The sequence below is a fragment of the Paracoccus sp. Ld10 genome (assembly GCF_045064235.1).
GTDB lineage: Bacteria > Pseudomonadota > Alphaproteobacteria > Rhodobacterales > Rhodobacteraceae > Paracoccus.
The window spans coordinates 21,845-33,572 of the sequence record NZ_JBISHD010000025.1 but is presented as its reverse complement, the minus strand read 5'-3'; the positions used below and the strand labels follow the sequence as shown (position 1 = coordinate 33,572).

Annotated in this window: 10 protein-coding genes; 9 read left to right on the top strand and 1 reads right to left on the bottom strand. The window is 68.1% G+C overall.

Translation table 11 applies throughout. The features are described 5' to 3' along the window. Nucleotides 1–366 precede the first annotated feature (366 nt). From ACJJVR_RS08150 to ACJJVR_RS08130, 5 genes are read left to right on the top strand one after another with little or no spacing between them, the layout of a single operon-like run. Complete coding sequence (locus ACJJVR_RS08150; protein WP_405403672.1) at nt 367–1,926, top strand: FGGY-family carbohydrate kinase; 1,560 nt, start codon at nt 367–369, stop codon at nt 1,924–1,926. Nucleotide 1,927: 1 nt separating this feature from the next. Then, the gene (locus ACJJVR_RS08145; RefSeq protein ID WP_405403671.1) at nt 1,928–3,445 is read left to right on the top strand and encodes a glycerol-3-phosphate dehydrogenase; all 1,518 of its coding nucleotides are present in this window, start codon (nt 1,928–1,930) and stop codon (nt 3,443–3,445) included. After that, nucleotides 3,442–4,374, top strand: a complete 933-nt coding sequence (locus ACJJVR_RS08140) for a TIM barrel protein (protein ID WP_405403669.1) — start codon at nt 3,442–3,444, stop codon at nt 4,372–4,374. Before ACJJVR_RS08145 ends, ACJJVR_RS08140 begins: the two co-directional genes overlap by 4 nt. A 23-nt stretch (nt 4,375–4,397) precedes the next feature. Then, entirely contained in the window at nt 4,398–5,546 is a 1,149-nt protein-coding gene (locus tag ACJJVR_RS08135) for an iron-containing alcohol dehydrogenase (protein ID WP_405403668.1), read from the top strand. Continuing rightward, nucleotides 5,546–6,499: a sugar-binding transcriptional regulator gene (locus ACJJVR_RS08130; RefSeq protein ID WP_405403667.1), complete on the top strand. Its 954-nt coding sequence runs from the start codon at nt 5,546–5,548 to the stop codon at nt 6,497–6,499. The genes ACJJVR_RS08135 and ACJJVR_RS08130 overlap by 1 nt, the downstream gene beginning before the upstream one ends. Nucleotides 6,500–6,617: 118 nt before the next feature. On the opposite strand, the gene tkt is transcribed toward ACJJVR_RS08130, so the two are convergent. Beyond that, nucleotides 6,618–8,642, bottom strand: a complete 2,025-nt coding sequence (gene tkt / locus ACJJVR_RS08125; protein ID WP_405403665.1) for a transketolase — start codon at nt 8,640–8,642, stop codon at nt 6,618–6,620. A gap of 130 nt (nt 8,643–8,772) precedes the next feature. Here tkt and ACJJVR_RS08120 point away from each other — a divergent pair, with 130 nt between their 5' ends. From ACJJVR_RS08120 to ACJJVR_RS08105, 4 genes are read left to right on the top strand one after another with little or no spacing between them, the layout of a single operon-like run. After that, nucleotides 8,773–9,543 carry a DeoR/GlpR family DNA-binding transcription regulator gene (locus ACJJVR_RS08120; RefSeq protein ID WP_405403664.1) on the top strand — a complete coding sequence of 257 codons (771 nt, stop codon included), beginning with the start codon at nt 8,773–8,775 and terminating at the stop codon, nt 9,541–9,543. Then, entirely contained in the window at nt 9,540–10,301 is a 762-nt protein-coding gene (locus ACJJVR_RS08115; protein ID WP_405403662.1) for a triose-phosphate isomerase, read from the top strand. Before ACJJVR_RS08120 ends, ACJJVR_RS08115 begins: the two co-directional genes overlap by 4 nt. After that, the gene (locus ACJJVR_RS08110; RefSeq protein ID WP_405403661.1) at nt 10,298–10,759 is read left to right on the top strand and encodes an RpiB/LacA/LacB family sugar-phosphate isomerase; all 462 of its coding nucleotides are present in this window, start codon (nt 10,298–10,300) and stop codon (nt 10,757–10,759) included. The genes ACJJVR_RS08115 and ACJJVR_RS08110 overlap by 4 nt, the downstream gene beginning before the upstream one ends. Next, nucleotides 10,759–11,727, top strand: coding sequence for a class 1 fructose-1,6-bisphosphatase (locus ACJJVR_RS08105; RefSeq protein ID WP_405403660.1), 969 nt, complete (start codon nt 10,759–10,761; stop codon nt 11,725–11,727). The genes ACJJVR_RS08110 and ACJJVR_RS08105 overlap by 1 nt, the downstream gene beginning before the upstream one ends. The last annotated feature ends 1 nt before the right edge of the window (nt 11,728 follow it).

Below are 11,728 nucleotides of genomic sequence, written 5' to 3'. Positions count from 1 at the left end.
GTCAGTCATCTGTCTGCCTCTGGCTGGAACACGGGGCGGGCGGGCGCATGTCTGGTTGTCGCGGAAACCATCAGTTGACCGCTTTGGCCGTGACATCGTGCGTACCGCACAGGTGTTGCCACGCTGGCGGTCTGTGTGCTGCGGCCGCATTCGGAAAGCAAGCCCGTGCTGACAAAGGTCCTCATTTCGGTCCGGCCTCCCCTCCGGTCTGTTCGCGTGGCGCGGGCCGGCAATCGCGGCGAATCCGCGCATCCTTTCGGACACGAACCTCATCACCCTAGATGAAATAAATTGCTGTGTCCGTAAAAAAATACGTTTCATGAGCAGTGATCGTGATATAAGCCGGGGCCAAGGGATGGAGGCGACATGACGGACAGGCAGCGCGACGTGCTGATCGGAATCGATGCCGGGACCTCGGTCATCAAGGCGGTCGGGTTCAGCCTGTCGGGACGTCAACTAGGCGCGGCGGCGGTTCCCAACCGCTATGCGACCGGGGCGCAGGGGGCCGCGACACAGGACATGGCCCGGACCTGGGACGATTGCGCGGCGGCCCTGCGCGGGCTGGCCGATCATATTCCCGATCTTGCGGCACGCACGGCGGGGGTGGCGGTCACGGGGCAGGGCGACGGCACGTGGCTGGTCGGCAATGACGGCCCGGTGGGTGATGCCTGGTTGTGGCTGGACGCGCGCGCCGCGCCGACCGTCGACCGGCTGGGCCAGAACCGCGCCCGGTTCGAGGCGACGGGCACCGGCCTGAACACCTGTCAGCAGGGCGCGCAGATGGCGCATATGGACGCGCATCACCCCGATCTGCTGGACCGTGCCCAGGTCGCGCTGCACTGCAAGGACTGGTTATACCTGAACCTGACGGGCATCCGCGCGACCGACCCGTCCGAGGCCAGCTTTACCTTTGGCAATTTCCGCACCCGCGCCTATGACGACATGGTCATCGACGCGTTGGGCCTGACGCATCGGCGCGGGCTGTTGCCCCCCATCGTGGACGGCACGCAGGTGACCCATCCGCTGACCGCGGATGCCGCACGCGCCACGGGGCTGTTGGCGGGAACGCCGGTATCGCTGGGCTATGTCGACATGGTGATGACCGCGCTGGGCGCGGGGGTATTGGGCGGGGCAGGGGACGTCGCCTGTTCCACCGTCGGGTCGACCGGGGTGCATCTGCGCGCGGTGACCGCCGACCGAGTGCACCTGAACGATCAGGGCACGGGTTACGTCATCTGCCTGCCGGTGCCGGGCGTGGTCACGCAGGTCCAGACCAACATGGCGGCGACGCTGAACCTGGATTGGGTGCTGGGTCTGGCCGCGGGCATCCTGTCGGACATGGGCCAGCCGGTGACGCATCGCGACCTGGTCGCGCGGCTGGACGGCTGGCTGGGGCAGGCGGAACCGGGGCAAATTTTGTACCACCCCTATATTTCTGACGCTGGCGAACGCGGGCCGTTCGTCGATGCAGGCGCGCGGGCGGGGTTCACCGGGCTGTCGGCGGGACATCGCTATCCCGATCTGGTCCGCGCCGTGGCCGAAGGGTTGGGCCTCGCCATGCGCGACTGTTACGCCGCGATGGGGCCGCTGCCGTCCGAACTGCGCCTGACCGGGGGGGCGGCGCGGTCACCCGCCCTGCGCCGCATCCTGTCGGCTGCCCTGGACGCGCCCGTGCGCGTGTCCGACCGCGACGAGGCCGGGGCCGCGGGCGCCGCGATGATGGCCGCCGTGGCCATCGGCGCCTATCCCGACATGGATGCCTGCATCGCCGAATGGGTCACGCCTCTGCTGCGCGCGCCCGAGGCGCCCGACCCCCATCTGGCCGCGACCTATGCGCGGCTGTTCCCCGCCTTTGCCGCGACCCGCGCCGCCCTGCCGCCCGTCTGGGCCGCATTGGCCCGGGCCCGCACCACGACAGGAGAGTAGGATGACCCAAGGCCTTGAGACGATCGATCTGTTCGTGATCGGCGGCGGTATCAACGGCGCGGGCGTCGCGCGCGATGCCGCGGGGCGGGGCCTGTCGGTCGTGCTGTGCGAAAAGGACGACCTGGCGCAGGGCACGTCGTCCCGGTCGGGCAAGCTGGTTCATGGCGGGCTGCGCTATCTGGAATATTACGAATTCCGTCTGGTCCGAGAGGCGCTGATCGAACGAGAGGTGCTGATGGCCGCGGCCCCGCACATCATCTGGCCGATGCGTTTCGTGTTGCCGCACAGCCCCGACGACCGTCCCGCCTGGCTGGTCCGGCTGGGGCTGTTCCTGTACGACCATCTGGGCGGGCGCAAGAAACTGCCGGGGACGCGCACGCTGGACCTGCGCCGCGACCCCGAGGGGGCACCCCTGCTGGACAAGTACCACAAGGGGTTCGAATACAGCGACTGCTGGGTGGACGATGCGCGGCTGGTGGTGCTGAACGCGGTCGATGCGGCAGAGCATGGCGCGACCGTCCTGACCCGCACCGCCTGTGTGTCGGCGCGCCGCGAAGGCGACGTCTGGGCCGTCACCACCCGCGACACCGTCACCGGGGACGAACGGCATTTCCATGCCCGCTGTCTGGTCAACTGCGCCGGTCCTTGGGTCAGCGATATCATCACCCGCGTGGCGGGATCGAATTCGGCCCGCAACGTGCGGCTGGTCAAGGGCAGCCACATCATCGTGCCGAAATGGTGGGCGGGGACCAACGCCTATCTGGTGCAGAACCACGACAAGCGCGTGATCTTCATCAACCCCTACGAAGGCGACATGGCGCTGATCGGGACGACCGACATCGCCTATGACGGTCGCGCCGAGGATGTGAGCGCCGACGAGTCAGAGATCGATTATCTGCTGACCGCCGTGAACCGCTATTTCAAGGAAAAGCTGCGCCGGTCCGACGTGATCCACAGTTTTTCTGGGGTGCGTCCGCTGTTCGACGACGGGCAGGGCAACCCATCGGCGGTCACGCGGGATTATGTTTTCGATTTGGACCAGACCGGGGGCGCGCCGCTGCTGAACGTGTTCGGCGGCAAGATCACCACGTTCCGCGAACTGGCCGAACGCGGCATGCACCGGCTGGCGGACATCTTTCCGGCGATGGGCCCCGACTGGACCGAAACAGCGCCCCTGCCGGGCGGAGAGATCGCGAATGCCGATTTCGAAAGCTTTGCCAACCTGCAGCGTGAACTGCACCCCTGGATGCCCCGCGCGCTGGTCCGGCACTATGGCCGTTTGTACGGCGCGCGGACCAAAAACGTCGTGGCGGGCGCCATGAGCCTGCCCGGTCTGGGTCGCCATTTCGGCGGACAGTTGTACGAGGCCGAGGCGCGGTATCTGGTGTCCAAGGAATGGGCGCGCACGCCCCAGGACATCCTGACCCGGCGAACCAAGCATTACCTGCACCTGACCGCCGATCAGCAGGCAGCATTTGCCGCGTGGTTCGGCGAAACGCTGGCGCCGGAGATCGCGTGATGTTGACCTTGTCGCTGAACACCAATCCGCTGGTCAATCGCTTTGCCGATCCGGACGACCTGATCGACACGGTCGCGCGCGATCTTCGCATCCGCGATCTGCAGCTGACGCATGAATTCATCAACCCATCCTGGCCCGCGCCGGTGATCCGCCGCCTGACGCGGCAGATGGGCGCGGCGCTGGACCGCACCGGGGTGCGCGTCACCAGCGGCATGACCGGGCCTTACGGGCGGCTGAACCATTTCGGTCATCCCAATGCGGACGTGCGGCGATACTATATCGACTGGTTCAAGACATTCGCCGACATCACCGCTGATCTGGGCGGGCGGTCGGTGGGCACGCAGTTCGCGATATTCACCTATCGCGACTATGACGATCCGACCCGGCGCGAGGATCTGATCCGCATCGCCATCGATGCCTGGGCCGAGGTCGCGGACCACGCCAAGGCCGCCGGTCTGGATTACGTCTTCTGGGAACCCATGAGCGTGGGGCGTGAGTTCGGAGAGACGATTCCCATTGCGATGGCGCTGCAGGATCGGCTGTCGGCGGCCGACATGGCGGTGCCCATGTGGATGATGGCCGACATCGATCATGGCGACGTCACCAGCCCCGATCCCGACGATCTGGACCCCTATGCCTGGGCCCGCGCCGTGCCGCGCGTCAGCCCGATCATCCACATCAAGCAGTCGCTGATGGATAAGGGCGGTCACCGCCCCTTTACCGCCGAATTCAACGCGCGCGGGCGGGTGCAGCCCGAACCCCTGCTGGCCGCGCTGTTGCAGGGCGGCGCCGTCGACAACGAGATCTGCTTGGAGCTGTCGTTCAAGGAACGCGAACCCAACGATCGGCAGGTCATCGCCCAGATCGCCGAAAGCATCGCATTCTGGGCACCGCATATCGACACCGGAGCCGACCGGCTGAATATCTGACCCATCAGCGACAGGACCCCCAGATGCCCCAGCCCTTTGCCTTTGCCACCGCGACCGAGATCCTGTTTGGCCGGGGGCAGGCGGCGCAGGCCGCCGCGCGGGTGGCAGCCCTGGGGCGGCGGGTGCTGCTGGTCCACGGTCGCGACCCCGCCCGCAGCGCATCACTGGCGCGCGCGCTGGCCGACATGGGCTGTTCGGTCGCCACCTTTGCCGTTCCCCGAGAGCCTGACATGGCGCTGATCACACTGGGGCTGGACGCAGGTGCGAATGCGCAGGTAATCGTCGCGATGGGCGGCGGGGCGGTGATCGACGCGGGCAAGGCCATCGCCGCGCTGATCCCCGCGACGCGCCCGATGCTGGATCACCTTGAGGTCGTGGGGCAGGGCCTGCCGCTGGATCATCCGCCCTTGCCCTTTGTCGCCATTCCGACCACCGCCGGCACCGGGGCCGAGGTCACGCGCAATGCCGTCATCGGCGTCCCCGAGGCGCGCCGTAAGGTCAGCCTGCGCGATGCGCGAATGCTGCCCACGCTTGCGATCGTCGACCCGGCGCTGACCGACGGCTGTCCGCGGGGCGTGACGCTGGCATCGGGGCTGGATGCGATCACGCAGGTGATCGAGCCGTATGTCTGCACCCGCGCGAACCCGTTGACCGACGCGTTGTGCCGGGATGCGATCCCGCGCGGGCTGGCGGCGCTGATCCGCCTGATGCAGGCCGACGATCCGCAAGCGCGCGACCACATGGCTTGGGTCAGCCTGTGCGGCGGGCTGGCGCTGGCCAATGCGGGGCTGGGGGCGGTGCACGGGCTGGCGGGGCCGTTGGGCGGCCTGACCGGGGCGGCCCATGGCGCGATCTGCGGCACGCTGTTGCCGCATGTGCTGGTCGCCAACCGGCAGGCGGTCACGGACGCCACGCTGGCGGCCCGGCTGGATCAGGTCGGCCGGTGGATCGGCACGGCGTTCGGGCAGGCCGATGCATCGGTCGTCGATGCCGGGCGGATGCTGGCAATTTGGTCGCGCGATGCGGGGCTGTCGGGGCTGGACGGGTTGGGCATCGATGCGGCGGCGCGCGGTGCGGCGGCGCAGGCGGCGGCGGGGTCTTCGTCGATGAAGGCCAACCCTGCGGCACTGTCGGTCGATGAGCTGGACACCCTGATGCGGGCGGCAGCCTGATGGCAGGTCGGGGCCATGCCGATCCGGAACAGAGCCTGGCAATCCGCGCGGCGTGGTTGCATTACGCAGGCGGACTGACGCAGGCGGCGGTCGCCAAGCGGCTGGGCGTGCCCGGCGTCAAGGCGCACCGCCTGATCGCCCGTGCCGTGTCCGATGGTGTCGTCAAGGTCACCATCGACGGAGAGATCGTTGAATGCGCCATGTTGGAGGACCAGCTTTGCACGCGCTATGGGCTGGATCATTGCGAGGTGGCCCCCGATCTGGCCGAGGACGGTATGCCCCTGCGTGCCCTGGGGCTTGCGGGCGCTGGATTTCTGCGCCGACAGATAGAGCGGGGCGAACACCGGGTCATCGGTCTGGGTCATGGCCGGACATTGGCGGCGGCAGTCCGACAGATGCCGCGGTTCGATGCGCGGGCGGTACGGTTCGTGTCGGTTCTGGGCGGTCTGACGCGCAACTATGCGGCCAACCCCCATGACGTGATGCACGCGCTGGCCGAGAAGACCGGGGCGCAGGCCTTTGTCATGCCGGTGCCGTTCTTTGCCAATTCCGAAGGTGACCGGGCCGTGCTGCTGTCCCAGCCCGGCGTGCGCGACATTTTCGATCTGTCGAACAGCGCCACGCTGACCCTGGTAGGGATGGGTACCGCAGACGCGGGTGCGCAGCTGGTCGCGTCCGGCATGATCGAACCACGCGAGATCGCCGAGATCAACGCCGCTGGCGGCGTCGGAGAGATGATGGGGTATTTCTTTGACGCCGAGGGCCGGGTTCTGAAGACGACGCTGAGCGCGCGGACGCTGTCGGTCGATCTGGCCCGCGGGCAGGGTCAGCGCATCGTGGTCATCGCCGGCGGGGCGGAAAAGATCGCCGCCATCCGCGCGGTCCTGAACAGCGGGCGATTGTCCGGGCTGATCACCGACGAGGCGACGGCGCGCGACCTGATGGCTGGGTGACCGCAACGGGGACGGGTCGGGGAAACCCCGACCCGGTCGCTGCCGCTGGGCCCCGCGCGCGCGCTTTGCGCGCGTGGGGTGCATCATGGCAAGGCCGCTTGCGGCCTTGGCCTTTGGATCAGTGGCCGGTCACCAGCTTGGCGCGCGCGATGATCGCTTCGGGCGTGATGCCGAACTCCTGGTACAGGCGGTCGATGGGGGCCGACGCGCCGAAACCGGTCATGCCGATCACGTCGTCCTCGGACGCGACATAGCGGGTCCAGCCGAATTTGCCCGCGGCCTCGACCGCGATGCGGGGCGCGGTGCCCAGGACCTGAGCGCGGTAATCGGCGGATTGCGCCTCGAACAGCTCCCAGCTGGGCATCGATACCACGGCCACGGCCATGCCCTCGGCGGCCATCGCCTCGGCGGCGGTGACGGCGATTGCGACCTCGGTGCCGGTGGCGATCAGGGTCACGTCGCGGCCCTCGCCGAACTGGCGGATCACATAGGCACCCTTGGCGGTCAGGTTCTCGGACCCGGCCTCGGTCCGCAGCTGCGGGACGTCCTGGCGGGACAGCGCCAACAGAGACGGCACGTTGCGATTGCGGATCGCAATGTCCCAGGCCTCCAGCGTCTCGACCGTGTCGGCGGGGCGCAGGACGGTCAGGCCGGGGATGGCGCGCAGCGATGCCAGATGTTCGACCGGCTGGTGCGTCGGGCCATCTTCGCCCAGCCCGATGCTGTCATGGGTCATGACATAGATCGTGCCGACCCCCATCAGCGCCGACAGGCGGATCGCGTTGCGGGCATAGTCGGAAAACACCAGGAACGTCCCGCCATAGGCGATCACCCCGCCATGGACGTTCAGCCCGTTCATCGCGGCGGCCATGCCGAATTCGCGCACGCCATAGCCGATGTAACGGCCGGGCGCGTCGCGGGTGTATTGCGTGTCGACGGCCGCGACGCGGGTCAGGTTCGATCCGGTCAGGTCGGCCGAACCACCGATCATCGCAGGCACGGCCCCGGCCAGCGCCTCCAGCGCCATCTGGCTGGCCTTGCGGGTCGCGGCCTTTTTCGGCGCGGCGAACAGGGCGTCGCGGGCGGCGGTGACGGCTGCGTCATAGCCCTCGGGCAGATCGCCTGACAGGCGCTGCGTCAGGGCGGCGCCTTTGGCCGATGCGGCCATGCGGGCCTCCCATGCGGTGCGGTCATTGGCCCCGCGCGCGCCGATCTGGCGCCATTCGGTGGCCAGATCGTCAGGGATCACAAACGCGTCGTGCGTCCATCCCAGGGCCTCGCGGGTCAGCGCGCCCTCGTCCGCGCCCAGGGGCGATCCGTGCACGGAATAGCTGCCGGCGCGGTTGGGCGATCCGAACCCGATGATCGTCTTCATCGCGATCAGGGAGGGTTTGCCGGTCTCGGCCTTGGCGGCCTCCATCGCGGCGTCCAGCGCGCGCCCGTCATGGCCGTCGCAGGTCTGGACATGCCAGCCGCAGGCGGCCAGGCGCGCCGGTACATCCTCGGAGAAACTGACCGAGGTCGGGCCGTCGATGGTGATGCTGTTGTCGTCGTACAGCACGATCAGCTTGCCCAGGCCCAGATGGCCCGCCAGGCTGATGGCCTCCTGGCCGATGCCCTCCTGCAGACAGCCGTCGCCCAGCATGACCCATGTGCGGTGATCGACCAGATCGTCGCCGAACTCGCCCGCCAGCGCGCGTTCCGCCAATGCCATGCCGACGGCGGTGGCCAGACCCTGGCCCAGGGGGCCGGTCGTGGTCTCGATGCCCTTGGCGTGGCCGTATTCCGGGTGGCCCGCAGTGATGGAGCCCCATTGGCGGAAATTGCGGATCTGCTCCAGCGTCATGTCCTGATACCCGGTCAGGTGCAGCAGGCTGTAGAGCAGCATCGACGCATGGCCGTTCGACAGCACGAACCGGTCGCGGTCAGGCCAGTCGGGGTTCGCGGCGTCGAATTTCAGGTGGTTGCGAAACAGCACGGTGGCGGCGTCCGCCATGCCCATCGGCGCGCCGGGATGGCCGGAATTGGCGGCGTTAACAGCGTCGATGGTCAGCGCGCGGATGCAGTTCGCAAGGGCAAAGTTCTGCGGGTCCAGATCGGCCTTGACGGCGATGGCGGGGTCTTTGGGGGTGTCTAAGGGCATGGGGTCCTCCTGTTGCGCCCTGCATAGCGCGGGCCCCCTAATATCACAACGAAAATCACAAAGTCACATCATGGGTGTTGTCATGTTCGGCGATCGTGTTATGAAACCGGCAAGCCAAAGGAGGGTCTGGGTGAAACGGGACGAGCGCAGGCAGGAGATCATGGATCTGCTGGTCGCGGCACGGGCCGTGGACCTGGACGATCTGGCGCTGCGTTTCGCGGTCAGTCGCATGACCATCCACCGCGATCTGGACGACCTTGAACAGGCCGGCCTGCTGCGCAAGGTGCGCGGCGGCGCCACGATCGAGGCCGGAACCCAGTTCGAAAGCGATTTCCGCATCCGCGCCATGCAGGACAGCGACGCCAAGGTCCGCATGGCCCAGGCCGCCCGCGCCCTGATAGAGCCGGGCATGACCGTGATGGTCAATGACGGGTCGATGGCCGCGCTGCTGGGCGCCAGCCTGACGGAATGCGCGCCCCTGTCGGTCATCACCAACAACGCCGCCGTGATCGAACGGCTGAAGGACGCCCCGCGCGTGACCCTGATCGCGCTTGGCGGCATCTACAGCGCCAAGTTCAACGGCTTTTTCGGCATGGTCACGGAAAGCGCGCTGGCCGGGCTGCATGCCGATCTGGCGTTCATCTCGACCCCGGCGGTGGCGGGGCTCAGGGCGTTCCACATGGACGACAACGCGGTCCGGGCCAAACGTGCGATGATGGCGGCCGCTGAACGCAGCGTGCTGATGGTCAACCACGCCCGGTTCGGCCGCAGCGCGCTGCACGCGCTGGCCGATCTGACCGAATTCGATGCCATCATCACCGACGCGCCCCCTGCACCCGAAGATCGCGCCGCGATCGACCGCGCGGGCATCGCGCTGACCATTGCAAAGGACCCCGCATGACCCAATTCTGGATCGGCACCAGCTGGAAGATGAACAAGACCCTGGCCCAGGCGATGACATTCGCGGACGGGTTGCGCGGCACACCGGCCCCGGCGGGCATCCAGCGCTTCGTGATCCCGCCATTCACCGCCTGCCGTCAGGTGGCGGACGCGCTGTCGGGCACCGACGTCAAGGTCGGCGCACAGAACATGCATTGGGACGACGCGGGCGCCTGGACGGGGGAAATCAGCCCCGCGATGCTGACCGATTGCGGGCTGGACATCGTCGAACTGGGTCACAGCGAACGCCGCGAACATTTCGGCGAAACCGACGCGACGGTTGGCCTCAAGACCGCCGCCGCCGTCCGCCACGGCCTGATCCCGCTGATCTGCATCGGAGAGACGCTGGCCGAACGCGAGGCGGGTCGTGCGTCGCAGGTGCTGGAGGCGCAGGTCCGCGCCGCGCTGGAACCCGTGGCCGGGTCCGACGCGACGATCCTGCTGGCCTATGAGCCGGTCTGGGCCATCGGTGCGAACGGCATTCCCGCGACGTCGGACTATGCCGACGCGCGGCAGGCCGAAATCATCGCGGTCGCCCGGGACGTGCTGGGGCGTCGTGTGCCCTGCCTTTACGGCGGGTCGGTCAATCCGGGCAACTGCGCGGAACTGATCGCCTGCCCGCATATCGACGGGCTGTTCATCGGGCGGTCGGCCTGGGACGTGGCCGGCTATCTGGACATTCTGGCGCGCTGCGCCGCAACCATCGGAGAGAACGCATGAAACTGGCAATCGCGGGCGACAGCGCGGGTGAGGGTCTGGCAAAGGTGCTGGCCGACCACCTTAAGGACCGGTTCGATGTATCGGAGATCAGCCGCACGGACGACGGCCCCGACGCGTTCTATGCCACCCTGTCGGACCGGGTCGCAAGCCAGGTGATGGACGGCACCTATGACCGCGCCATTCTGGTTTGCGGCACGGGCATCGGCGTCTGCATCGCCGCCAACAAGGTGCCGGGCATCCGCGCCGCGCTGACGCATGACACCTATTCCGCCGAGCGCGCCGCGCTGTCGAACGACGCGCAGATCATCACCATGGGCGCCCGCGTCATCGGGGCCGAGGTCGCCAAGACCATCGCCGATGCCTGGCTGGCACAGACGGAAAACTTTGACCGCAACGGCAAATCGGCGGGCAATGTCGACGCGATCGACGCCGTCGGCGCCAAATACGCGCAACGCTGATGCTGCGCCTGCCGACTGACGGGCCCGCCACCGGGCCGCTGCTGGACGACCTGCTGGCGCGTGACGGCGCGTCGGCCATCGTGGCGGCCATCGCCCGCGCGCTGCCACCGCTGGCCGCGCGTCTGGCGGCGGGCCGCCTGCATGGCGACCCCGAGGCCGTCGTCGGCACGAACGACAGCGGCGACAAGCAAAAGGCGCTGGACATCGCGGCGCATGACCACATGATCGTCGTCCTGCGCGCGGCGGGCGTGCGTCAGGTCCTGTCCGAAGAGGCCGACGACATCATCGCGCTGAACCCCGACGGGGCGTTCGACGTGGCGATCGACCCGATCGACGGGTCGGGCAGCATCGGCATCGGCGCGCCCCTGGGGATGCTGTTCAGCATCCTGCCTGCCGACCCGCAGGGGTTCGCGCGCACGGGCCGCGCGGTTGTCGCGGCGGGATACGCGTCCTTTGGCCATTCGGTCGATTTCGGCTGGTCCACGGGTGCGGGCGTCCATGTCGCGACCTGGGACGCAGAGGCCGATGCGTTCCGCATCAGCCGTCGGGATCTGCGGTTGAAACCCCAGGCTTCGACCATCGCGTATAACGCGTCGAACGAGCGGCACTGGGCGCCGGGGCTGCAGGGCTGGGCCCGCGACCTGCGCGCGGGCTGCGACGGTCCGCGCGGCCGCGATTTCAACATGCGCTGGCTGGCCGCCGCCGTGGGCGAATTGCACCGCATCCTGCTGAAGGGGGGCGCGTTTTTGTACCCCGCCGATGCGCGGCCCGGATATGGCGATGGCCGGTTGCGGCTGATCTATGAATGCGTGCCCATCGCCTTTCTGATCGAACAGGCGGGGGGCCGCGCGACCGACGGGCATGGCCCGATTTTGGACCGCACGCCACGCGGCCTGCACGATTTCACACCCCTTTTCTTTGGCGCGTCCGACGAGATCGACGCGCTGCATATTGCCCTCAGAGGATAAC

What these genes read in the sequence shown, in the direction of transcription:
- ACJJVR_RS08150 (WP_405403672.1), top strand. Translation starts at nt 367, where the DNA reads ATGACGGACAGGCAGCGCGACGTGCTGATCGGAATCGATGCCGGGACC.
- ACJJVR_RS08145 (WP_405403671.1), top strand. Translation starts at nt 1,928, where the DNA reads ATGACCCAAGGCCTTGAGACGATCGATCTGTTCGTGATCGGCGGCGGT.
- ACJJVR_RS08135 (WP_405403668.1), top strand. Translation starts at nt 4,398, where the DNA reads ATGCCCCAGCCCTTTGCCTTTGCCACCGCGACCGAGATCCTGTTTGGC.
- ACJJVR_RS08105 (WP_405403660.1), top strand. Translation starts at nt 10,759, where the DNA reads ATGCTGCGCCTGCCGACTGACGGGCCCGCCACCGGGCCGCTGCTGGAC.
- tkt (WP_405403665.1), bottom strand. Translation starts at nt 8,642, where the DNA reads ATGCCCTTAGACACCCCCAAAGACCCCGCCATCGCCGTCAAGGCCGAT.
- ACJJVR_RS08110 (WP_405403661.1), top strand. Translation starts at nt 10,298, where the DNA reads ATGAAACTGGCAATCGCGGGCGACAGCGCGGGTGAGGGTCTGGCAAAG.
- ACJJVR_RS08115 (WP_405403662.1), top strand. Translation starts at nt 9,540, where the DNA reads ATGACCCAATTCTGGATCGGCACCAGCTGGAAGATGAACAAGACCCTG.
- ACJJVR_RS08130 (WP_405403667.1), top strand. Translation starts at nt 5,546, where the DNA reads ATGGCAGGTCGGGGCCATGCCGATCCGGAACAGAGCCTGGCAATCCGC.